Below are 21,681 nucleotides of genomic sequence, written 5' to 3'. Positions count from 1 at the left end.
GGTCGTGCGGCGCGCCCGCGGCTCAGCGACCTCGCACAATGCGGCGCAACTTGGTGACCCGCGGCCCGATCTCGCGCTCGTAGCCGTGATCGGTCGCGGTGTAGTAATCGGCACCGACCAGTTCGTCGGGCGGGTACTGCTGCGCGAGGATCCCGTCCGGGTGGTCGTGCGGGTATTTGTAGCCCTGCGCGTTGCCGAGTTTCGCCGCGCCCGCGTAATGCCCGTCGCGCAGGTGGGGCGGCACCGCGCCGGCCTTGCCCGCCGCGATATCGGACATGGCCGCGCCGATGGCCGCCGCCACCGCACCCGATTTGGGGGCGGTGGCGACGTGGATGGTGGCGTGCGCCAGCGCCAGCTGCGCCTCCGGCATACCGACCAGCTGGACCACCTGCGCGGCGGCGACCGCGGTCTGCAGGGCGGTGGGATCGGCCATGCCGACGTCCTCGGACGCCTGGATCATCAATCGCCGCGCGATGAAGCGCGGGTCCTCGCCCGCGCTGATCATCCGGGCCAGGTAGTGCAGCGCCGCGTCGACATCCGACCCGCGCAGCGATTTGATGAACGCGCTGATCACGTCGTAATGCTGGTCGCCGGCGCGGTCGTAGCGCACCGCGGCTTCGTCGACACTGGCTTCCACCAGATCCACGTCCACCGTGCCGTCGAGCGACGATTCCGCCGAGGCCTCCAGGGCGGTGAGCGATCGGCGCGCGTCGCCGCCGGCGATGCGGACGATGTGGTCGAGTGCCGCCTCGGTGACAGTGTACTGCCCGCCCAAGCCTCGCTCGTCATCGATCGCGCGACGCAGCACGGTGCGAATATCGTTGTCCGACAACGACTTCAACTGCAGCACCAGAGAACGCGACAGCAGCGGCGACACCACCGAGAAGGACGGGTTCTCCGTCGTCGCACCGACCAGCAGCACCACCCGGTTCTCCACCGCGGCCAGCAGGGCGTCCTGCTGGGTTTTCGAGAACCGGTGCACCTCGTCGATGAACAGCACGGTCTGCTCCCCCGCGAGCAGCCGTCGCCGCGCCAGCTCGATGACCGCCCGCACTTCCTTCACTCCCGCCGACAACGCCGAGAGCGCTTCGAAGCGACGGCCGGTGGCGGTCGAGATGAGGGCGGCAAGCGTCGTCTTGCCCGTCCCGGGCGGGCCGTAGAGCAGCACCGACGCCGCGCCCGATCCTTCGATCAGCCGGCGCAGCGGTGATCCGGGCCCGAGCAGATGCTGCTGGCCGACCACTTCGTCCAGGCTCGCCGGCCGCATGCGCACCGCCAGCGGCGACATCCGGCCCGCCGGCGGTAGCGCGCTGGATAGGCCGGACGACTCCTCCACTTCCGGCGCCTCGAACAACCCTTCGCTCACGTCTCGACGGTACCGATGAGCACCGACATTCAGGGCGAGGTGGGGTCGGGACGCAGAATCCGCGCGGCCTGCGCCTCGATCGACGCGCGCAGTTCGGCGTCGGTCAGCTCGCGCAGGCCCGCGGCGCTGCGCAGGAACGGCTCGAGCAGTTGCCAGCCCATGGCGAACGCGGCCGGATGTGTCGCCGCCAGTCCGGCAGCGCGGTCGCTGTCCATCTGCGTCCGGAGATTCTCGATGAGCATGGCCATCACCGGGAACTGCAGAAGGCGATGCGAGCACAGCATCCGCCGGTCGGCCACCCAGTGGCGTGCACGCACGAGGCGAGCCGGGATTTGCTGGACCGGATCTACCGCCAGGCCGACTACCCCGAACACCAGGTAAGGCCGCACTGGGAACCCGACACCGTCGCCTTCTGGGACAACCGGGCCGAGCAACACTATGCCGCCAGCGGCTATTGGCCGCAGACCCGGATCATGGAACGAGCCTCGATCGTCGGACCGCGCCCGGCCCGCTGACTCACTCCGCCCAGAGTTCCTCGAGAGTGGCGGAGACATGCTCGGCGAAGTCGCCGAGCGTGTCGTCGCCGGTGCAGCGCGCGTCCTCCGCGAGGGCCGCCCAGCGATTGATCAGCGCGGCCGAGCGCGGCACCGACAGTCCGTGTTCGCGTGCCGCGGCGATGCGGGTGTGGTCGGCGGGCAGGAACCAGAACGTCGTCAGCCAGACCCAGATGAGCCGGGCCTCGAGGATGCGTTCGGCGAGCAGATCGTCGTCGGCGAGGGCCGGCCACACGCCCACGACCTCCGAGCGCCAGGCCTCGACCATCTGATGCGCCCGCTCGCGGGAGAGTTCGAAGTCGCAGAGGCAGCCGGGAAACGACACCAGCGCGTAGGCGATGTCGAGCGTGGCGTCGCGGAAACCGCCCCATTCGTAGTCGAGGAACCGAGCGCCCTCGTCATTGAGGATCACATTGTCGGGGCACAGGTCGGAGGGGCTGAACGCGCGGAAGCGGCCCGCGGAGAAGAGGCGATTGCCGCGCACGATGCGTTCCGCGATCTCGCCCGGCACCTCGATGCCGACCTCGCGGGCCAGCATTCCGGGTACCTCACCGATCGCGGCCTCGGCCTGCTGGGCGATGCCGTCGACCCGGTGCACCACCTCCACCCGCCGCAGCAGCGCCACGAAATCGGCCTCCCGGCCGACCGTTGCGGCGTGCATGCGGCCCAGTGCCTGCGCGAACGCCATCTGGGCGTTGCGGGTAGCGGGTTCGGCGCCGGTTTGCAGCACCGAGGTGAGCGACATGTTCTCGCCCAAATCGCTGAGGATCAGCAGCCGATCCGGCAGGCTGTGCGCCAGCAGGTAGGCGCCGGGACGGTGCTCGCTGCTGAGCGCGGTGGTGAACTGATAGGACACCGCCTCACGCAGAAACGCCGAATCGATACTCGCGACCCCGGGCGCCAAACCGCCGATCCGGCGCTCCTGCGCGGCGCCACGGACCTGCTTGACGATCAGGGTACGGGGAAGTGAGAACGAGTTCTCCGCCACGCGTACGCGCAGCACCGTCGTCCTGCCACTGCCGCCGAGTTCGATCGGATCGCTCAGCTTCACCGCAGCACCCATGCGCTTCGTGAGCAACTGTTGTGCCGCGGACACGACTTCGGCGGCGCGTTCGGCCAATAGTGCGGTCATCGCCAACCAAGTTACTCGCTCCAGGTCACTTTCAGCGAGCGGTTCGGCAACCTTTCGCGCGTCGTCGGCGTGTCCCCGCCGAGCGGCTGCGACCGGACCGAGATGCTCATTACGCTCATCGTCGGCCGGGTCACGGTATCCGGCCGGATACCGTGACCCGTCGCTTGACACGCCCGGCCGTGTCCGGTTGTGTCGGAATCTCAACTGCAGTGTGCCGCACCAGAACCCAGGTGATTCGAAAGGTCCGACGATGACCGACTCCCCGCAGTCCGCACCCCGCGACACCGACGAAGGCGGTGAACGGCGACCGGAGAGCCGGCCTGGGCAGCATCCCACCGGTCCCGCACGACCCGGCGCCGGAACAGGCGAACATCCCGCAACGCCGGGTCGGCCCGAAATGGCCGGAGCAACGGGATATCCGCAGTTCGAGGGCACCGGGGCACCGCAGTACGGCGCCCCACAGTACGGCGGCGCGCCGGGCGAGCCGCCGCCGGTCGCCCCGGGCGGGGTACCTCCGGTGGCGCCGCCGCCCGGAGCGCAGGGGCAGCCCGGCCCCACCTACGGCCCGCCCGGCAGCGTCCCGCCGGGTGCCTACTCGCCGCCGACCGATCCGACCTGGGGCGCACCGGATACCGGCATGCCGCCGCAGGGCGCGCCCGGTTACGGCGCGCGGCCGGGATACCCCGGCGGACCGGGTTACGTCGCGGCGCCGGGTCTCAATATCGGCCGGGCGCTCAGCTTCGCGTGGGATCGCTTCCGCGCCAATCCGATTCCCTGGGTCGCGATCACGCTCGTCGGATTCGTCGCCTACTTGATGGTGACGGTGGTGGTGAACGTCACGCATATGAACTCGCTGATGCCGGTGATGCTGATCGGGTTGCTCGCGGCGGTCGTGGTCTGGCTGCTGCAGGCGGCGATGATCCGCGGCGCGCTGTACGAAACCGACGGCACACCACCGGATTTCGCGTCGTTCTTCGGCTTCGTCAACGCCGGCAACGTGCTGATCACCGCGCTGCTCGTCTTCGTGGCCGCCTGCGTCGGCGCGGTGCTGTGCATCGTGCCGGCACTCGCCGTGGGCTATCTGTGCATGTTCTCGCTGCACTACGTCATCGACCAGGACCTCGATCCGTTCAGCGCGATCAAATCCAGTGTGCAACTGGTGGTCTCGAATTTCGTCCCGACGCTGCTGCTGGCCCTGACCGTCGCCGCGCTGACGATCGTCGCCACCGCGCTGTGCGGCATCGGCCTGCTGGTGGTGGGACCGCTCACCGTCATCGCGGTCACCTACTCCTACCGGATGCTCACCGGCGGACTGATCGCCTGAGCGGCCCCCCGGCCTCAGCGGTCGTCGCCGAACCCCCAGCGCGACAGCATATTCAGCCGCTTCGGACGTGGCGGGCCCAGCGCGTGGCCGTGATGGGGACGCAATTCCAGCACGAGGATGCCCGCCACCACGATACCGACCATGTTCACGCCCAACTGGCCGATCGACTCGAAGGCCTTGTGCCATTCGCCCACGGTGGCGGCCACGGCGGCGAAACCCGCGGCCGGAATCGTCGTCACCGAGATGAACACGCCGACCAGCGCCGCCGATTTCGCGGTCACCAGCGACATCATCCCCGCCGCACCCGCGAGCAAGGCCACCACCAGCGAGAACGGCCCCACCTCGTAGATGAAGTCCACATTGCGGATGGCGTGGATGCGGTCGACGGTGATCCAGCCGAACTGTTCCCACATCAGTGAGGCCAGCGCCGCGATCCCCATCGCCACCGGGAAGCCGATCAGCAACGCCAGGATCGAGCGGCGGGCGAGCCGAAAGTCCCTGCGCGCCACCGCTACCGCGATGGCGGCCAGCGGCCCGAACTCGGGGCCGACCACCATGGCGCCGACGACCGTCACCGGTGAATCGGTGGCCACACCGACGACGGCGAGCAGGCACGCGATCGTGATGAACGACAAGAATGTGGGGTTGAGCGTCGATTCCTCGTGAGTCTGGGCGAGTAGCTCCTCCCAGACGATCGCATCCGACGGATCGCCCGGCGCCGCCTCGACCGCGCGGTCGGCTGGCGCCGACAGCACCGTTTCCACCGGGGAGAGCATGATGCCGCCGTAGTCGCCGATGCCCAGCCCGCGCAGACCGGCCAGCACATCGTTGGCCGACTCACGTGCGATATCGGCTTGGACGAGATCGCCGGGCGGTTCGACCGAGGCGCCGCGCTGCACGGTGATGAGCGTGGCGCCGGGCTCGGACCGCAGCGCGGTCACCGCGGCGTCGGTCGACTCCGGTGGGCACACCGCCCGCAGGTGCAGCACCTCAATCCCCTGTCCTCGGCACGATCGTCCGGCACCGTGTGGTGCCGGACGATCTGCAGACTAACGGGTGCGCGGCCGCGGCTGCCCACAAGTACGGCGACGCTCAGGGTTCGGATCGAAGCGGTTGGCGGATCAGGCCTACGTGGTCTTCGGCTTGCCGTGCTCGTTGAGCACCACGTCGAGGCCGGCTTCCTTGCGCTGCTGCGCGGTGATCGGGGCCGGCGCGTCGGTCAGCGGGTCCACACCGCCGCCGGACTTCGGGAACGCGATCACCTCGCGGATCGAATCCACTCCGGCCAGCAGCGCGGTGACGCGGTCCCAGCCGAAGGCGATACCACCGTGCGGCGGCGCGCCGAAAGCGAAGGCGTCCAACAGGAATCCAAATTGCTCCTGCGCCTCGTCGTGGCTGATGCCCATGACCTTGAACACCCGCTCCTGCACATCGCGGCGGTGGATGCGGATACTGCCGCCGCCGATCTCGTTGCCGTTGCAGACGATGTCATAGGCGTAGGCGAGCGCCGAGCCCGGATCGGTATCGAAGGTGTCGATGGACTCTGGCTTCGGCGAGGTGAACGCGTGGTGCACCGCGGTCCAAGCCGAATGCCCGAGGGCCACATCACCGCTCGCGGTGGCATCGGCGGCGGGTTCGAACATCGGCGCGTCCACGATCCAGACGAACGCCCAGGCGTCCTCGTCGATCAGGCCGCACTTGCGCGCGATCTCGCCACGCGCCGCACCCAGCAGCGCCCGGCTCGACTTCGCTTCTCCGGCGCCGAAGAAGATGCAGTCGCCCGGCGCGGCACCGACGTGTTTGGCCAGCCCCTCGCGTTCGGCGTCGGACAGGTTCTTGGCGACCGGGCCGCCGAGGGTGCCGTCCTCACCGACCAGGATGTAGGCCAGGCCCTTGGAGCCGCGCTGCTTGGCCCACTCCTGCCAGGCGTCGAGCTGGCGCCGCGGCTGGCTCGCCCCGCCCGGCATCACCACCGCGCCCACATACGGCGCCTGGAAGACCCGGAAGGACGTGTCCTTGAAGTACTCGGCGCATTCGGTGATCTCGATGCCGAAGCGCAGGTCGGGCTTGTCGGTGCCGTAGCGGCGCATCGACTCGGCGTAGGTCATGTGCGGGATGGGGGTCGGGATCTGGTGGCCGACCAGCTTCCACAGCGCGACCAGGATGTCCTCGGCCAGCAGGATCACATCCTCCTGCGTCACAAAGCTCATCTCCAGGTCGAGCTGGGTGAATTCGGGCTGGCGGTCGGCGCGGAAATCCTCGTCACGGTAGCAGCGGGCGATCTGGTAGTACCGCTCCACACCCGAAACCATCAGCAACTGCTTGAACAGCTGCGGGCTCTGCGGCAGCGCGTAGAACTTGCCGGGCTGCAGGCGGGCGGGCACTACGAAGTCACGCGCGCCCTCGGGGGTGGAATGTGTCATCGTCGGGGTCTCGACCTCGACGAACGCGTGCTGGGCCAGCACCTCGCGGGCCGCGGCGTTCACCTTCGACCGCAGCCGGATGGCGTGCGCGGGGCCCTCGCGGCGCAGATCGAGGTACCGGTACTTCAGGCGCGCCTCCTCGCCGGGCTGCTCGTCGAGCTGGAACGGCAGCGGCGCGGCCTCGTTGAGCACCTCGAGTTCGGTGACGTTCACCTCGATCCCACCGGTGGGCAGGTTCGGGTTCTCACTGCCGTTCGGACGCGCCTCGACCACACCGGTGACCCGCACGCAGTACTCCGCGCGCAGCCTGTGGGCCTGCTCGGCCGGCTCACCCTCGCGGAAGACCACCTGCGCGACCCCCGACGCATCGCGCAAATCGATGAAGATCACGCCACCGTGGTCTCGCCGCCGGGCCACCCAGCCGGTGAGGGTGACGGTCAGACCGGCGTGCTCGCTTCGCAGCGAACCAGCCAAGTGGGTGCGCAGCACGGGAATCCTTTCGACGACACGGTGCACCGGGCGCGGGATGACCTGGTGCGCCCCCATGGTAGTGAGACGGGTTCGGCGGACGGAAACCGATATCCGACTCCCCCACGTCCCGCCGGGTCGCGCACAGCTCGGCCCCGACGGCGGGCACCCGCGGATCCGCCGTGGCGCCGCGGGATTCGCCGTTGGGGCACTCGGCGGACACGAAAGCTGCTCGGCCCTCGAGCCGCGGGCGCTCATGCAAAGCTGTAATGGTTGTTTCGGCTGACCGAGCGCCGAGCAGCCCACTCGATCCACAGGAGCAGCAACGATGACCTTCAACGAAGGTATGGATATCGATCCGGACCGGGTCTCCACCGGAGGCGGAATGGGCCCCAAACTCGCACTGGGCGGCGGCGGTGGCCTGATCGTGCTGATTCTGGCGGTGCTGTTCGGCGTGAATCCGGGCAATCTGCTCGGCAGCGGAACATCGGGAACGCAGACCGGCGGTGTCGACACGTCCGTCTGCAAAACCAACGGTGACGCGAACCGGTATGCGCAGTGCCGGGTGGTGCTGACCGCGCAGAGTCTCGACGGCGTCTGGGGCGGGGTGCTGCCGCGTCAGACCCGGGTGCAGTACACGAAGCCCGGTGTGACGCTGTTCACCGGCTCGGTCAACACTCGATGCGGCAATGCGACCAGCGCGGTCGGACCCTTCTACTGCCCGGCGGACCGCAAGGCGTATTTCGATACCGGGTTCTTCCAGGAACTGCGGGACAAGTTCGGCGCGGCGGGTGGTCCGCTGGCCGAGGAGTACGTGGTGGCGCACGAATTCGGGCACCACATCCAGAACCTGCTGGGCGACAGCGGCCGTGCCCAGCGCGATCCCAAAGGCCCCGACTCGGGATCGGTTCGCCTGGAATTGCAGGCCGATTGCTACGCGGGCCTGTGGGCGAGCTACGCGGACAAGACACCGGCGCCCGGCGGATCCCAGCCGCTGCTGAAGCCGTTGTCCGACAACGACATCCAAGACGCGCTCTCCGCCGCGGCGGCGGTCGGCGACGATCGGATCCAGAAGGCCGCCACCGGGCGGGTGAATCCGGAAGGATGGACGCACGGTTCGTCCACCGAACGGCAGAAATGGTTCCTGACCGGCTACCGGAACGGCCAGGTCGCAGCGTGTGACACCTTCTCGGCAGCGGATCTGAACAACCCGCCGGCCCTGCGCTGAGCGTGGGCGGCGAGCTTTTCGAGCGGGCGGGCCGCTCGGATGTCGGTAGCGGTGCGGTTCACAATGGTCGGCGGGACCGAGACGGGTGGAGGGTAGAAGTGACGACTGTGCGGGAATTCGGCCGTGCGAGACGAGGTTTGCCGGGTGTGCGGGCGGCCGTGGCGGTATGCGCCGCGGCGCTGACGGTGGCCGGCGGCGCGATGACCGCCGTGGCCGACGAACCCGCGGCCGGACTGTCGGTGGCTCTGACCACGATCCCGGGCGGGGAGCACGCCGGGGTGACCCCGGCCCCGACCCTGCTCGTCTATTCCGATGGGCATGCGGTGCACAGCCCCGACGCCGCCGATCCGGATCGTCCGGCCGACAAGGCACCGCAGCAGCGCAACGGACACGTCTCCCTCGACGCCGTCCACGCCGCCGCCGAGGACGCCAAGAAGCTGGCGGCAGCCGATCTGGGCATGCCCAAGGACGGCAACGGCGGATCCACGCTGCTCGACTTCCTGGGAGCCACGCCCGACCAGGATGTGCATCTGGTGGTGTACTCCCCCGGCGGCACCGACGGACTCACCGACGCACAGAAGGCCGACCGCAGCCGTTTCGCGGACCTGTGCAAGAAATTGGTCGACGCCTTCGTCGCCGACCACTGAGCCGGCCCGGCCGGCTCAGCCGACCGTCCAGGTTTCCCTGCCGTTCAACAGCTCCTGAAGCGACTGCGGCCCAACCGGTGTGCGCTCGACGGCCACCGCAGTTTGCGCACGGACCCCGTCGTCGTAGGTGGGGCGGGCGACGTCGCGGAAGATGCCGATCGGGACGTGAGTCAGGTTTTGGGAGGTCAACCGCGAGAGCGCATAGGCGTATTCGGATCGTTCGCAGTGGGCGTCGTGCACCACGATCTCGCTCTCGGCAACCTCCGCGGTCGCGGCGACCTCGAGCCCGAAACCGTTGCGCACCACCGCGAATTCACCGTCGGCGCCGAAGCGGATCGGTTCCCCGTGCCGCAAGCGGATCAGGTGCGATTCGGCGTTGTCGCGGCGCAGCGCGTCGAAGGAGCCGTCGTTGAAGATCGGGCAATCCTGCAGGATCTCCACAAACGAGGTCCCGCGGTGTTCGGCCGCAGCGCGCAGCACCTCGGTGAGGCCGGCGCGGTCGGAGTCGAGTGCGCGCGCGGCGAAACTCGCCTCCGCTCCCAGCGCCACCGACAACGTGTTGAACGGATGGTCGATCGAACCGAGCGGCGTCGACTTGGTCACCTTGCCCAATTCGGAGGTCGGTGAGTACTGGCCCTTGGTCAGGCCGTAGATCCGGTTGTTGAACAGCAGGATCGTCATGTTCACGTTGCGGCGCAGCGCGTGGATCAGGTGATTGCCGCCGATCGAGAGGGCGTCGCCGTCGCCGGTGACCACCCAGACCGACAGATCCGGCCTGGTCACCGCTAGTCCGGTGGCGATGGCCGGGGCGCGACCGTGGATGGAGTGGATGCCGTAGGCGTCCAGGTAGTACGGGAATCGGCTGGAACATCCGATTCCGGAGACGAACATCAGGTTTTCCCGCCGCAGGCCCAGTTCGGCGAGGAAGCCGCGGACGGTCGCGAGAATGACGTAGTCACCGCACCCCGGGCACCAGCGCACCTCCTGATCGGAAGTGAAGTCCTTGACCTTCTGCGGCCCGTCGGCGCCGGGTACGCCGGAGACGCCGGTCAGGCCGAGATCGGCGCCGATGAGTGAGGTGTCGACGATGGTCATCGGTATCCCCCTGTCGTGCGATAGGACGCCCGGGCCCGGGCATCGAAGGCCTTGTTCTGTTCCAGCTCGCCGATGGATCCGTCCAGTGCCGCGTCGATGACGCCGACCAGCTCCTGGGCGGAGAAGGCAGTCCCGGCCACCTTCGTCCACGGTTGCACGTCGACCAGGTATTTGCCGCGCAGCAGCAGCGCCAGCTGGCCGCCGTTCATTTCCGGCGCCACCACCCGGCGGTAGCGCCGCAACACGTCGCCGGTATTGGCCGGCAGCGGATTGAGGTGCCGCAGATGCGCTTGCGCGACCGGTACGCCGCGGCGGCGCGCCCGTCGGCAGGCCTCACCGATCGGCCCGTAGGAGCTGCCCCAGCCGATCAGCAGCAATTCGGCGGTGCCGTCGGGATCGTCGACCCCGAGGTCGGGCACCGCGATGCCGTCGATCTTCGCCTGACGCAGGCGGACCATCAATTCGTGGTTGGCCGGATCGTAGGAGATGTTGCCACTGCCGTCTGCCTTCTCCAGACCGCCGATCCGGTGGGCAAGGCCGCCGGTGCCGGGCCGGGCCAGTGGCCTGGCCAGGGTTTCGGGGTCGCGCGCGTACGGCTGGAACGGCGACCCGGTCCCGGCACCCTCTTCCATCGGTGGCTCGAATGCCGGGTCGATCGGCTCGAGGTCGGACACCCGCGGAATCGACCAGGGTTCGGATCCGTTGGCGATGGCGCCATCGGACAGCAGCAGGACCGGAGTGCGATAGGTGAGCGCGATCCGCGCCGCGTCCACCGCGGCCGCGAAACAGTCCGCCGGTGAGCGCGGCGCCACCACGGCGACGGGCGATTCGCCGTTGCGCCCGTACAGCGCCTGAAGCAGATCGGCCTGTTCGGTCTTGGTGGGCAGACCGGTCGAGGGCCCGCCGCGCTGGACATCGATGATCACCAGCGGCAGTTCCGTCATCACCGCCAGCCCGATGGTCTCGCTCTTGAGCGCCAGCCCGGGACCTGAGGTGCTGGTCACGCCGAGTGCGCCGCCGATCGAAGCACCCAGTGCCGCACCGATTCCCGCGATTTCGTCCTCGGCCTGGAAGGTGGTGACGCCGAAGTTCTTGTGCTTGCTCAGTTCGTGCAGGATGTCGGAGGCTGGCGTGATCGGATAGGTGCCCAGGAATACCGGCAGTCCGGACAGCTGCCCGGCCGCGATCACGCCGTAGGCCAGGGCGGTATTGCCCGTGATCTGCCGGTAGGTGCCCGGCGGCAGCGCGGCAGGCGCGACTTCGTATGTGGTGGCGAAGGTTTCGGTCGTTTCCCCGTAGTTCCAGCCGGCCCGGAACGCCAGCACGTTCGCCTCGCCGATTTCCGGCGTGGCGGCGAACTTCTCGCGCATGAAGGCCTCGGTACCGCCGAGCGGCCGGCCGTACATCCACGACAGCAGCCCCAGGGCGAACATGTTCTTCGCGCGCTGGCCGTCCTTCTTGCCGACTCCGGCCGGTTCGGTGGCGGCCAGTGTCAGCGACGTCATCGGCACCCGGTGCACCACGAAGTCGCCGAGGCTGTCGTCGGTCAGCGGATCTCGCTCGTAGCCGACCTTCGCGAGGGTGCGTTTGGTGAACTCGTCGGTATTGACGATGACCGTCGCGCCCCGTGCGAGATCGTCGATATTCGCCTTCAGCGCGGCCGGGTTCATGGCGACCAGCACGTCGGGCTGATCACCCGCGGTGAGAATGTCGTAGTCGGCGATCTGGATCTGGAACGACGACACCCCGGGGAGCGTGCCCTGAGGTGCTCGGATCTCGGCCGGGAAATTCGGCTGGGTGGCGAGGTCGTTGCCGAAGGCGGCCGCCTCGTGGGTGAATCGGTCTCCGGTCAGCTGCATACCGTCGCCGGAATCACCGGCGAAGCGGATGACGACCTTCTCCAATTTTTCGCTGCCGGTGGGGCCGTCAACGCCCTGATTCGACACCATGCGCCTGCATCACTTCCTCGTAGGGATGAGGTACCACACGCCAAGTTACTCCGCGGCGCGCCGGAGAATCCGTGGAACGAACAACCCGGCGAGCATGCGGTACAACGAATTTCGGCCGCCCGCCGCCGGGCCCCCAGGGGGCCGGTGGCTCCGCCGGTATCCGGCGGAGCGATCAACCGAACAACGCCAGCTGCGGGTCGGACCGTATTGCCTGTACGTCATCGTCCGGCTCGGAGGGGCCCGCGGCCCGGCCCCGTGCCGGTCGTTCCCGGTGCCGGTCCAGCCGATACCGGGTCAGCAGCGGATCCACCCGCCGCCGTAACCACGCAGAATACTCCGGTGTGACGTACGCCCCACGACCGTACAACTGCCGGTACCGCCGCATCAGGGCCGGGTGATGTTCGGCCAGCCACTGCAGGAACCAGCCCCGGGTACTGCCGCGCAGATGCATGGGCAACACGGTGGCCCGCGCCCCGCCGGACTCCGCGATCGCGCCGAGCAACCGGTCCAAGTGGGCGACGTCGTCGGTGAGGTACGGAATGACAGGAGCCACCATCACATTCACGTCGAATCCGGCCTCGGCCAGCGCGCGCACCAGTTCCAGCCGCGCCCGCGGGCCGGGCGTACCCGGTTCGACCGCGCGGTGCAGTTCTTCATCGACCGTCGCGATCGACACCGCCAGACTCACCGGGACCACCTGGGCCGATTGCACGAGCAGCGGCAGGTCCCGCCGCAACAACGTGCCCTTGGTGAGAATCGAGAACGGCGTACCCGCGTCGGTGAGCGCGGCGATGATCCCCGGCATCAAGCGGTAGCGCCCCTCGGCCCGCTGATAGGGATCGGTGTTGGTGCCCAGCGCGACCGGCTCGCGTCGCCACGAGCGACGGCGCAGTTCCTGGCGCAGCACCGCGGCCACATTCGTCTTGACCACGATCTGGGTGTCGAAATCCCGGCCGGCGTCCAGGTCCAGATATTCGTGGGTGGGCCGGGCGAAGCAGTATCTGCAGGCGTGCGAACAGCCGCGCATCGGATTGATCGTCCATTCGAACGGCACCGCCGAACGCTGCGGCACCTTGTTCAGCGCGCTTTTGCACAGCACCTCGTGAAAAGTGACGCCCTCGAATTCCGGCGTCTGCACGCTGCGGACGAATCCGGCACGCTCCAGCCCTGGAAGCGCGCCGTCGTCGGCTGCCGGGTTCTGGTTCTGCCATCGCACCCATCCAGTCGAACACCCGTTCGAAACTATGTCAAGGACCGCGCCGCGCACGCCGCGGCGCCGTCCTCGGAACGACCTCAGGCCATACTGCTCGCGACCGTGCACACGGACTCGCCCTTGTAGAAAGCCACCAGATCACGCATGGTTTCCTCGGTCGGCCGGGGCCGGTATCCCAGTTCCGTCCGTGCCCTGGTTCCGTCGACCTCGGGAGCCGACAGCAACGCACCCATCGCCGCCCGCGACACCCGATCGCTGCCCAGCATCTTGCCGATCGGTTCCAGCACCGGCAGCGCCGCGGATATCACCTTGGCCGGGATCGCGAAGCGCGGGCCCCGCTTGCCGTTGATCCGGGCGGCGAGCCGGGTGACCTCGAGCATCGTCACCATCGCACCCGAGAGCAGATAATTCTCGCCGGTACGGCCGCGTTCCCCGGCGAGAATCAGGCCGGTGGCGACGTCACGCACGTCGACCAGATCGAAGCCGCCGCCGATCATCACCGGCACCCGGCCGCGCGCGGCGTCCCACAGCGTCGTGTTGATCCGGGAGTCGGAGTGATCGACAGGGCCGTAAACGCCCGTCGGATTGCAGATCACGGCGTCGAGACCCCGGTCGACGACCGCACGCAATTCGACCTCGCCCTGGAATTTGGAGCGGTCGTAGACCGGCAACGCCGGATCGACCGAGCGCGGCGCGTTCTCGTCGATGCGGCCGCCGCAGCTGTACTGATCGAAAGCGTGGATCGAACTCGCGTGCACCATGCGCCGGGCGCCGACCGCGAGTGCCGCTTCGGCCACCACCCGCACACCCTCGGTGTTCACCCGCCAGGCCAGATCGTTGCGATGCGCGAGGGTGATCAGGGCGACGAGGTGGTAGACCACCTCCGCGCCGGCCAGCGCCGAACGCATCGACGCCGGGTCCAGCACGTCGGCGCTGACCCAGGTCACACTCGGATCCGTGGCGCCGGAGGGCCGAACCCGGTCGATGGCGGTCACCTCGTGACCGCGCTCCACCAGCTGGTGGAGCAGATTCGTACCAAGGAAGCCGGCTGCGCCGGTGACTGCGACCTTCATGCGACGAGAATATAGAACCCGTTCTAATTTGCAACATGTTCTAGTTTGTCGGACTCGAATCGCGTCGGCCGGGTCGGTTATATTGAGCCCAGCCCAGCCTCCGGTCGACGCCCGGTCGCGAGGCTTGTTCGACGTTGACGACTCAGTTGACCACGATGATTGGGGGGCAGTTCGATGAGCGATCTCACCGCCGACCAGAGCGCGATCACCGCGTTCGGGGCGACACATCAGAGCATCGGAACCGAAATAGCGGGAGCGGCCAATATGGACACCGCGACGCACGTAGCCGCGATGACGCCTGTTTTCGGGCTCATCGGCGCCGACTATCTGGCGATGTTCGCCGCCGCGCAGGTACTGCACTGCAGCGATGTCAACGATCTGTCGGCCAAATGTAATCACTTGGGGCAATCCGCATTCGGCACCGTCGCGATCCTCGGCGACAACGACGGAGCCGCCGCCGGCTCCCTGGGCGCCATCGGCAACGCGATCGGAGGATGATCGGTGCACACCATCGGTTCCGGTACCGACTCCGGCGTCATCGCCGCCCCGGCCGCACCCGCCGCCGACACCTCACCGATCGCGCCCGCCGCACCGGTGTCCACCCCCGATCCCACGCTGGCCTCGGCCGCGCAGCAGGGCCCGATCACCGATATCCCGCTGCCGCAACTGCCGCCGGATACACCGCCCGCATCGGCGCCGGCCTTCACAACCGCACGGAAAGAGTTCGAGGACAACGGTTCCCACGGGACCGCCACGCCCCACCTGCCCGGCGCAGGTTCCGGCACCCCCGATGCCGGCGACGCACATACCGGTGTCCTGGGCGACGCCGCGTCGCCACTGCTCGGTGCGGGCCACGAGGCGCTGCATCAGGCCGCCGGAGCGCTCGGCGCAGTGCCCGGCGCGCAGCACCTGCTCGACGGCGCCCAGGCCGCGCTGGATCAGGCGCCCGCCGCACTCGGCGGTGCCGCGGGTGCGGTCCAGCAGGCCGGCGCCGCGGTCGCCGCGGCATTGCCTGCGAACCTGCCGCCCATGCCCGCCGATCCGGTGGCCGCGCTGATGAACGGTATGGCCCTTCCCGCGCTGCCGGGTATCGACGTGCTGTTCAAACCGTTCCTCGATCTGCTGTCGAGTTTCGGCACCGGTGTGATGGGGGCCCTGAATCCGGCCGACTTGCTCAGCCAGTCCTCGCAGGTCATCCAGAGCGCCATGCAGATCGGCATGGGCGCGATGAAGTCGGTCGAGCAGGTCTGGCAGGGCCAGTCGGCCAGCAGTGCCCAGGCGGCGGGCCAACAGGTACAGGCGCACGGTGAGGATGCCAGCCAGCGCGGCTTCGACATCTCGAAACTCACCGACGAGGCAGCGGCGGTGGTGCAGCGCGGCAACGTCCAGCTCACTCAGGTCGCCCAGTCGTTCGCGACCCAGGCCACCGCGCTGGCGCCCGTTGCCCTGACTCCGCCCGGACAGGCCACGCTGATCGCCACGGCCACCGAATATCTCGGCCAGGCGGTCACTATCGTCAACGCCACCCGAGGCGAATTGAGCGGCTACACCGGCCAATTGGCGAACGTGGTCAACCAGCTCGCCGGCCAGTACGCGCCGCAGGCGGCCAATGCCGCCCAGGCGGTCGCGCAGAACGTCGGGCAGCCGATCGTGGAGCAGGCCCAGAGCCTGCTGTCGGGCGGCGGCGCGGACACCCAGGCCGCCGGTCTCGGTGACCTGACCGGTTCCGGCCTGCCCGGGGCTTCGACGCATGCCAGCGCCTTCGGCGGTAACGGCGCACACCCGGGTTCGATGAGCGGCAGTGGTGCCGGCGGTGGGCTGAGCGGTCTCATGGGAGGGCTCGGCGGTACCGCGTCCGGCGGCGGCGCGGCGGCCACACCGGGCGTGGGCTCCTCGGTCCCGGGCGCCCGCCCGGGGATCCCCGGGATGGGGATCCCCGGGATGCCGTTCGGCCCGGGCATGCCCGGTACGCCCGGTCAGGGAACGCCCGGTTCGGGTTTCATGGGCGGCGGCACACCGGCCGCGGGGCAACGCAACTCCGACGACGAGCGCGGCCGCACGGTGCAGAACTACCAGGGCCTCACCGGCAACATCGACCTCACCGGCCCGCTGGGAGAGACCACGCCCGAGGTCATCGGCCAGACCCATTCCGACGAGCTCATCAGCGATTACGAGAACGACCAGCTCTGATCGCCGCCGCGCGCCGGCCGATTCATCACCCGGGATGGCCCGGACCGTACGGTCCGGGCCATTCTTCGTCGGGGACAGACCTAGAACAGGTTCATTCGACCGATCAGTGGCCGAACTCGGGACAACGCACTGTCTATCGCACTAGGATCGCCAGCACAACTAGAATCTGTTCTAGTTTTTTACCGGCAACACCCGAGAGGACCACCGATGCGTTTCACTTACGCGGAGGCGATGACCGATCCGGCGCACTACGTACCGCTGGCACAGGCCGCCGAGGCGGCCGGATTCCACAGTATGACCATCGCCGACAGCGTCGCCTACCCCGCGGAGTCGGATTCGACCTACCCGTACACCCCGGACGGCAACCGCGAATTCCTCGACGGTAAGCCCTTCATCGAGGCGTTCGTCCTCTCCGCCGCGCTGACGGCGGTGACCACCACGCTGCGGTTCACGCCCTTCGTGGTGAAACTGCCGATCCGCCCGCCGGTGCTGGTGGCCAAACAGGCCGCCTCACTCGCCTACCTCAGCGGCAACCGCTTCTCGCTGGGGGTCGGCATCAGCCCGTGGCCCGAGGACTTCCAGATCATGGGCGTACCGTTCGAGCGGCGCGGCAAGCGCATGGACGAATGCATCGAAATCGTGCGCGGCCTGTCGCGGGGCGAGTACTTCGAATACCACGGCGAGTTCTACGACATCCCGAAGATCAAGATCACCCCGGGGGCCACCGAACCGCTGCCGATCCTGGTCGGCGGCCACAGCGATGCCGCGTTGCGGCGCGCCGTGCGCCTGTGCGACGGCTGGATGCATGCCGGTGGCGATCCCGAGGATCTCGACCGCATGCTGGCCCGGCTCGACGAATTGCGCTCCGAGCGTGACGCATCCACACCGTTCGAAATCCACGCGGCCTCGCTGGACGCCTACACCACCGACGGCATCAAGCGGCTCGAGGACAAGGGCGTCACCGACGTGATCGTCGGCTTCCGTTACCCGTACGTCGCCGGCGACGACACCGAGCCGCTCGCGGACAAGATCGCGCATCTGGAGAAGTACGCGGAGAAGGTCATCGCCAAGGTGTGATCGGCGGCGCGAGCGGTCGATCGACTCAGCCGCGTTTGGCGAAGCCGAGATCGATCACCGCCTCGCGCTCGGCCGCCAGCTCGGCAACACTGAGATCGATACGCTCGCGCGAGAATTCGTCGATCTCCAGATCCGGCACGATCGAATACTCGCCGTCGGCACACGTCACGGGGAACGAACTGATGAGCCCCTCCGGCACCCCGTAGGAGCCGTCGGAGGGCACCGCCATCGACACCCAGTCACCGGTCGCGGTGCCCAGCACCCAATCGTGGATGTGGTCGATGGCCGCACTCGCCGCACTGGCCGCCGAGGACGCCCCGCGCGCGGCGATGATCGCGGTACCGCGCTGCTGGACGGTGGGGATGAAGGTCTCGCGCACCCAGGCCGGATCGTCGATCACGCGGCCGGCCGGGCGGCCCCCGATCAGGGTGTGGCTGATATCCGGATACTGCGTCGCGGAGTGGTTGCCCCACACCGTCATTCGCGTGATCGAGGAGGCCGGGGCACCACTGCGCGCGGCGAGCTGGGCGATAGCCCGGTTGTGGTCGAGGCGAGTCAGGGCGGTGAAACGCGCCGGCGGCACGTCGGGTGCGTTGCTCATCGCGATGAAGGCGTTGGTATTGGCCGGATTTCCGACCACCAGCACCTTCACATCGTCGGCCGCGCTGGCGTTGATGGCCGCGCCCTGATCGGTGAAGATCGGCCCGTTGGCCGCCAGCAGATCCGAACGCTCCATCCCGGCGGTGCGCGGGCGGGCGCCCACCAGAACGGCGACCGAGGCGCCGTCGAATCCCACCCACGGGTCGTCGCTGATGTCGATCGATTCGAGCAGCGGGAAAGCGCCGTCCTCGAGCTCCATCGCCACCCCTTCGACGGCGCCGACCGCCGCCGGGATCTCCAGCAACCGCAGCCGAACCGGCGTCCGCGGCCCGAGCATGGCGCCGGAGGCGATGCGGAACAGCAACCCGTAGGCGATCTGACCGGCGGCTCCGGTGACGGTGACGGTCACGGGCGTACGGGCGGCATGGCTCACGACAACTCCTTGTTCACGAGAACTCGACGGTCGGCTTCGATCTTCACCTTAACGACCCTCTCCCTCGGGAACCGGGCACCGTGAGCAACCAGACAGCGCGGACGGATCAGGCCCGCTATGCAAGCGCTTTCGCCGCTGGCCGGCACGCGGCCTCGCCCGTTGCCCGCACACCGAGAAGGGGCGCCGCCCCTCCGGCGGCGCCCCTTCTCGCGATAGCTCGGCTGCGGAAGACGACCTCAGATGCAGAAAACGACACTGCCCAGGGGGACGCAGATCGCGACGGACCCGTCGATGTCGCTCGCCGTCGGAGAGGTGCCCGATGGGCTCGCGGCAGACGCGGCGGGAGCGACGACGGCTCCGAGAGCCACTGCTAGAGCGGCAACCGCGGCTGCTTTACGGAATTTGATGGTGTGCATGGCGAACCCTTCGTTCGAACTCTTTCGATCCTGGAAACCTTCCAAGTCTCAGTGTTCGCTGCGCTCCGGAGTATTACGAGACATGAAAGGTCAAACCCCTGCCGGTTCGGGTACCAGTGTGGTCACAGGCCCGCGATACAGCGGGATCCCTGCCGAACCAAAGTAAGCCGAAAGGTTGCCCACCGGGCCGGATGCCGAAACACCCGCCCGCGTCGCCACCGCTACTTCGTTACCGCACGGTGACCGCATATCGTTCGCGCCGCGCACCGCAGCGGCGCATTACGTCCGTTTCGTCCCGCGCGTGGACACTTACGCTGCGCTATCCCGACTCAGCGTGGCGATATCACTGTCGCTCAGCCGCACCGGCTGCACGATGTCGCGCGCCCGCACCAGCTGCACCGCCCGATACAGCGGCCGCTCCTCCAGTCCGGCGTCACGAGCCTCGGCCCGCAACTGCCCGACCAGCAATCCGGACAGCGCCAGCGCGGCGGCCAGCTCCGTGGAGGAGAGCGCGTCGGCGAGCTTCCGCAACCCCAGGATGTGCAGTTCACGTCCGCTGCCGGCGTCGGTGTACATGGCCAGCGGCACGGTCTGGGTCCGGCTGCCGGCGGTGATCCGCAGCGCGATCCGACTCAGCCGTCCCGGGTACACGAGCACCTCGACACCCGTCGCGGCGGCGACGTCGAGCCGCCGCCGCCCCACCAGCCTCCGAGCTTCGATCACGGTGCCCGACAACCACATTCGCCGGCGCCGGACCGCCAGCGCGTAGATCGCCGTCGGGGCGCCGAGCACCCCGCCGACCACGACACCGGCCGGCCAGCTCACGACCAGCGCGACCACCACGCCGACGACGACACCCGCACCGATGGCACCCAGCGCCAACCGGCGCAGCATCGGCGCGTACAGCTCCGGAGCGATGAGGTCGAGGCCGACCGGCTGCTCCGCCGCGGAATTCGCGTCGTTCACGAGGCCGCGCTCATCCGCACACGCCGGACCGGGCGAGAGCGCCGACCGGAAATCGATGCGCGCCACGGTTTTCCAGACATGCTCGGACCGTACTACCGCTGTGCGCCCAGTGCCGCCGACACCTGCGCCACTACCTCGGCGAGCGGGATCTGGCGCTGCTCACCGGAGCCGAGGTCCTTCAAGCCCACCTGTTCGTCGGCCAGGTCCCGGTCGCCGAGGACCAGCGCGAACGCCGCACCAGACCGGTCGGCGGCCTTCATCGCGCCCTTCACACCGCGCCCGCCGTAGGCCAGGTCGACCCGGATCCCGGCCGCGCGCAGTTGGGCCGCGAGCACGACCAGCCGGGCCATCGCCGCCTCTCCCAGCGGCACCCCGAACACATCGACCCGTGCGGGTTCGCCCGCGGCCTTACCCTCGGCCCGCAACGCCAGCATGGTTCGGTCGACACCGAGTCCGAACCCGATTCCGGACAGCGGCTGGCCACCCAGTTCCGCCATCAGCCCGTCGTAGCGCCCACCGCCGCCGATACCCGACTGCGCGCCCAGGCCGTCGTGGACGAATTCGAACGTGGTCTTGGTGTAATAGTCCAGGCCGCGCACCATGCGCGGGTTGACCACATACGGCACGCCGAGCGCGTCCAGATGGCCCAGCACCTGCTCGAAGTGCGCCTTCGCGGAGTCGGAGAGGTGGTCGAGCATCAGCGGCGCGCCGGCGGTGAGGGCGCGGACCTCCTTGCGCTTGTCGTCGAGCACCCGCAGGGGGTTGATCTCGGCGCGGCGGCGGGTCTCTTCGTCCAGCGGCAGGGCGAACAGGAACTCCTGGAGAAGTTCGCGGTACTGCGGCCGGCAGGTCTCGTCGCCGAGCGAGGTGATCTCGAGCCGGAAGCCCTCGAGCCCCAGCGACCGGAAGCCCGCGTCGGCGACGGCGATCACCTCGGCGTCCAGCGCCGGATCGTCGACGCCGATCGCCTCCACGCCCACCTGCTGCAGCTGCCGGTAGCGTCCGGCCTGGGGCCGCTCGTAGCGGAAGAACGGGCCGGAATAGCACAGTTTGACCGGCAGCTGACCGCGGTCGAGGCCGTGTTCGATCACCGCCCGCATGACCCCGGCCGTGCCTTCCGGCCGCAGGGTCACGCTGCGTTCGCCGCGGTCGGCGAAGGTGTACATCTCCTTCGTGACCACATCGGTCGATTCACCCACACCGCGCGCGAACAGCGCGGTGTCCTCGAAGATCGGCAACTCCACATGTCCGTATCCGGCCAGTCGCGCGGCGTGCACGAGCCCGTCCCGTACGGCGACGAACTCCGCCGAGGCGGGCGGCACATAATCCGGAATCCCTTTCGGGGCGGTGAAGCTGCTGGTCTTGGTCACAATGGTCCAGTTTCCCCCACCCGGATGCGGCAAGTCCAACCGGTTCGCCCGGCACCGGGCCGAGCTGCGCGATTGTACGGAACGATTCGGGGAAGTTAGGGGTCGTCTCAGGAAGTGATGGCACACTCTTATGCCGATACGCAACCGACACGGGAGG

The 21,681-nt window shown here is 68.7% G+C and carries 19 protein-coding genes; 7 read left to right on the top strand and 12 right to left on the bottom strand.

What is annotated here, in order from left to right:
* Positions 1-22: 22 nt before the first annotated feature.
* Positions 23-1,366, bottom strand: a complete 1,344-nt coding sequence (locus C5E41_RS15645) for a replication-associated recombination protein A (RefSeq protein WP_181063262.1) — start codon at positions 1,364-1,366, stop codon at positions 23-25.
* Between the two features lie 29 nt (positions 1,367-1,395).
* Positions 1,396-1,614, bottom strand: coding sequence for a hypothetical protein (locus C5E41_RS33890; protein WP_181063270.1), 219 nt, complete (start codon positions 1,612-1,614; stop codon positions 1,396-1,398).
* Here C5E41_RS33890 and C5E41_RS15635 point away from each other — a divergent pair.
* Positions 1,543-1,881 carry a TauD/TfdA family dioxygenase gene (locus tag C5E41_RS15635; RefSeq protein WP_104376568.1) on the top strand — a complete coding sequence of 113 codons (339 nt, stop codon included), beginning with the start codon at positions 1,543-1,545 and terminating at the stop codon, positions 1,879-1,881. The genes C5E41_RS33890 and C5E41_RS15635 overlap by 72 nt on opposite strands.
* Position 1,882: 1 nt before the next feature.
* Here the strand turns inward: C5E41_RS15635 and C5E41_RS15630 are convergent, their stop codons facing one another.
* Positions 1,883-3,052, bottom strand: a complete 1,170-nt coding sequence (locus C5E41_RS15630; protein WP_104376567.1) for a phosphotransferase family protein — start codon at positions 3,050-3,052, stop codon at positions 1,883-1,885.
* Between the two features lie 250 nt (positions 3,053-3,302).
* On the opposite strand from C5E41_RS15630, the gene C5E41_RS15625 reads away from it, so the two are divergent.
* Positions 3,303-4,376: a hypothetical protein gene (locus C5E41_RS15625; protein ID WP_104376566.1), complete on the top strand. Its 1,074-nt coding sequence runs from the start codon at positions 3,303-3,305 to the stop codon at positions 4,374-4,376.
* A 14-nt stretch (positions 4,377-4,390) separates the two neighbouring features.
* Here C5E41_RS15625 and C5E41_RS15620 read toward each other — a convergent pair whose 3' ends face one another.
* Positions 4,391-5,365 carry a DUF389 domain-containing protein gene (locus tag C5E41_RS15620; protein ID WP_104376565.1) on the bottom strand — a complete coding sequence of 325 codons (975 nt, stop codon included), beginning with the start codon at positions 5,363-5,365 and terminating at the stop codon, positions 4,391-4,393.
* Between the two features lie 138 nt (positions 5,366-5,503).
* Positions 5,504-7,288: an aspartate--tRNA ligase gene (aspS, locus tag C5E41_RS15615; RefSeq protein ID WP_104376661.1), complete on the bottom strand. Its 1,785-nt coding sequence runs from the start codon at positions 7,286-7,288 to the stop codon at positions 5,504-5,506.
* Positions 7,289-7,595: 307 nt separating this feature from the next.
* On the opposite strand from aspS, the gene ypfJ reads away from it, so the two are divergent.
* Positions 7,596-8,495, top strand: coding sequence for a KPN_02809 family neutral zinc metallopeptidase (gene ypfJ, locus C5E41_RS15610; protein ID WP_030513956.1), 900 nt, complete (start codon positions 7,596-7,598; stop codon positions 8,493-8,495).
* A 98-nt stretch (positions 8,496-8,593) separates the two neighbouring features.
* The gene (locus C5E41_RS15605) at positions 8,594-9,142 is read left to right on the top strand and encodes a hypothetical protein (protein ID WP_146097570.1); all 549 of its coding nucleotides are present in this window, start codon (positions 8,594-8,596) and stop codon (positions 9,140-9,142) included.
* 15 nt (positions 9,143-9,157) lie between these two features.
* On the opposite strand, the gene C5E41_RS15600 is transcribed toward C5E41_RS15605, so the two are convergent.
* From C5E41_RS15600 to C5E41_RS15585, 4 genes are all read right to left on the bottom strand, one after another.
* Complete coding sequence (locus C5E41_RS15600; RefSeq protein WP_104376563.1) at positions 9,158-10,237, bottom strand: 2-oxoacid:ferredoxin oxidoreductase subunit beta; 1,080 nt, start codon at positions 10,235-10,237, stop codon at positions 9,158-9,160.
* Positions 10,234-12,186 (bottom strand): 2-oxoacid:acceptor oxidoreductase subunit alpha, encoded by a 1,953-nt coding sequence (locus C5E41_RS15595; RefSeq protein ID WP_104376562.1) that lies wholly within the window; start codon positions 12,184-12,186, stop codon positions 10,234-10,236. The genes C5E41_RS15600 and C5E41_RS15595 overlap by 4 nt, the downstream gene beginning before the upstream one ends.
* 172 nt (positions 12,187-12,358) lie before the next feature.
* The gene (locus C5E41_RS15590) at positions 12,359-13,402 is read right to left on the bottom strand and encodes an Rv2578c family radical SAM protein (RefSeq protein WP_104376561.1); all 1,044 of its coding nucleotides are present in this window, start codon (positions 13,400-13,402) and stop codon (positions 12,359-12,361) included.
* 77 nt (positions 13,403-13,479) lie between these two features.
* A complete protein-coding gene (locus C5E41_RS15585; protein ID WP_104376560.1) occupies positions 13,480-14,472 on the bottom strand; it encodes an NAD-dependent epimerase/dehydratase family protein in 993 nt (330 codons plus the stop codon).
* A 174-nt stretch (positions 14,473-14,646) separates the two neighbouring features.
* On the opposite strand from C5E41_RS15585, the gene C5E41_RS15580 reads away from it, so the two are divergent.
* The 3 genes from C5E41_RS15580 (at position 14,647) to C5E41_RS15570 (ending at position 17,739) form a co-directional block, all read left to right on the top strand.
* Positions 14,647-14,970: a type VII secretion target gene (locus C5E41_RS15580; RefSeq protein ID WP_104376559.1), complete on the top strand. Its 324-nt coding sequence runs from the start codon at positions 14,647-14,649 to the stop codon at positions 14,968-14,970.
* A 3-nt stretch (positions 14,971-14,973) separates the two neighbouring features.
* Positions 14,974-16,662 (top strand): hypothetical protein, encoded by a 1,689-nt coding sequence (locus tag C5E41_RS35740; protein ID WP_104376558.1) that lies wholly within the window; start codon positions 14,974-14,976, stop codon positions 16,660-16,662.
* 207 nt (positions 16,663-16,869) lie between these two features.
* On the top strand, positions 16,870-17,739 hold the full coding sequence (locus C5E41_RS15570) for a TIGR03619 family F420-dependent LLM class oxidoreductase (RefSeq protein ID WP_104376557.1): 870 nt from the start codon (positions 16,870-16,872) through the stop codon (positions 17,737-17,739).
* 25 nt (positions 17,740-17,764) lie between these two features.
* On the opposite strand, the gene C5E41_RS15565 is transcribed toward C5E41_RS15570, so the two are convergent.
* The 3 genes from C5E41_RS15565 to hisS form a co-directional block, all read right to left on the bottom strand.
* The gene (locus tag C5E41_RS15565) at positions 17,765-18,772 is read right to left on the bottom strand and encodes a malate dehydrogenase (protein WP_104376556.1); all 1,008 of its coding nucleotides are present in this window, start codon (positions 18,770-18,772) and stop codon (positions 17,765-17,767) included.
* Positions 18,773-19,497: 725 nt separating this feature from the next.
* On the bottom strand, positions 19,498-20,154 hold the full coding sequence (locus C5E41_RS15555; RefSeq protein ID WP_104376660.1) for a hypothetical protein: 657 nt from the start codon (positions 20,152-20,154) through the stop codon (positions 19,498-19,500).
* A gap of 92 nt (positions 20,155-20,246) precedes the next feature.
* The gene (gene hisS, locus C5E41_RS15550) at positions 20,247-21,524 is read right to left on the bottom strand and encodes a histidine--tRNA ligase (protein WP_104376554.1); all 1,278 of its coding nucleotides are present in this window, start codon (positions 21,522-21,524) and stop codon (positions 20,247-20,249) included.
* Positions 21,525-21,681: the final 157 nt, after the last annotated feature.

Origin of the sequence: Nocardia nova (assembly GCF_002933465.1) — a bacterium.
Lineage (GTDB): Bacteria > Actinomycetota > Actinomycetes > Mycobacteriales > Mycobacteriaceae > Nocardia > Nocardia nova_B.
Note: the sequence above shows the minus strand (reverse complement) of the source record. Positions and strands in the feature narration are given on the sequence as shown.

Excerpts from the sequence above, each read along its gene's own strand:
- C5E41_RS15635 (WP_104376568.1), top strand. The coding sequence starts at position 1,543 with ATGTGTCGCCGCCAGTCCGGCAGCGCGGTCGCTGTCCATCTGCGTCCG.
- C5E41_RS33890 (WP_181063270.1), bottom strand. The coding sequence starts at position 1,614 with ATGGCCATGCTCATCGAGAATCTCCGGACGCAGATGGACAGCGACCGC.
- C5E41_RS15630 (WP_104376567.1), bottom strand. The coding sequence starts at position 3,052 with ATGACCGCACTATTGGCCGAACGCGCCGCCGAAGTCGTGTCCGCGGCA.
- C5E41_RS15625 (WP_104376566.1), top strand. The coding sequence starts at position 3,303 with ATGACCGACTCCCCGCAGTCCGCACCCCGCGACACCGACGAAGGCGGT.
- ypfJ (WP_030513956.1), top strand. The coding sequence starts at position 7,596 with ATGACCTTCAACGAAGGTATGGATATCGATCCGGACCGGGTCTCCACC.
- C5E41_RS15600 (WP_104376563.1), bottom strand. The coding sequence starts at position 10,237 with ATGACCATCGTCGACACCTCACTCATCGGCGCCGATCTCGGCCTGACC.
- C5E41_RS15595 (WP_104376562.1), bottom strand. The coding sequence starts at position 12,186 with ATGGTGTCGAATCAGGGCGTTGACGGCCCCACCGGCAGCGAAAAATTG.
- C5E41_RS15585 (WP_104376560.1), bottom strand. The coding sequence starts at position 14,472 with ATGAAGGTCGCAGTCACCGGCGCAGCCGGCTTCCTTGGTACGAATCTG.
- C5E41_RS15580 (WP_104376559.1), top strand. The coding sequence starts at position 14,647 with ATGAGCGATCTCACCGCCGACCAGAGCGCGATCACCGCGTTCGGGGCG.
- C5E41_RS15570 (WP_104376557.1), top strand. The coding sequence starts at position 16,870 with ATGCGTTTCACTTACGCGGAGGCGATGACCGATCCGGCGCACTACGTA.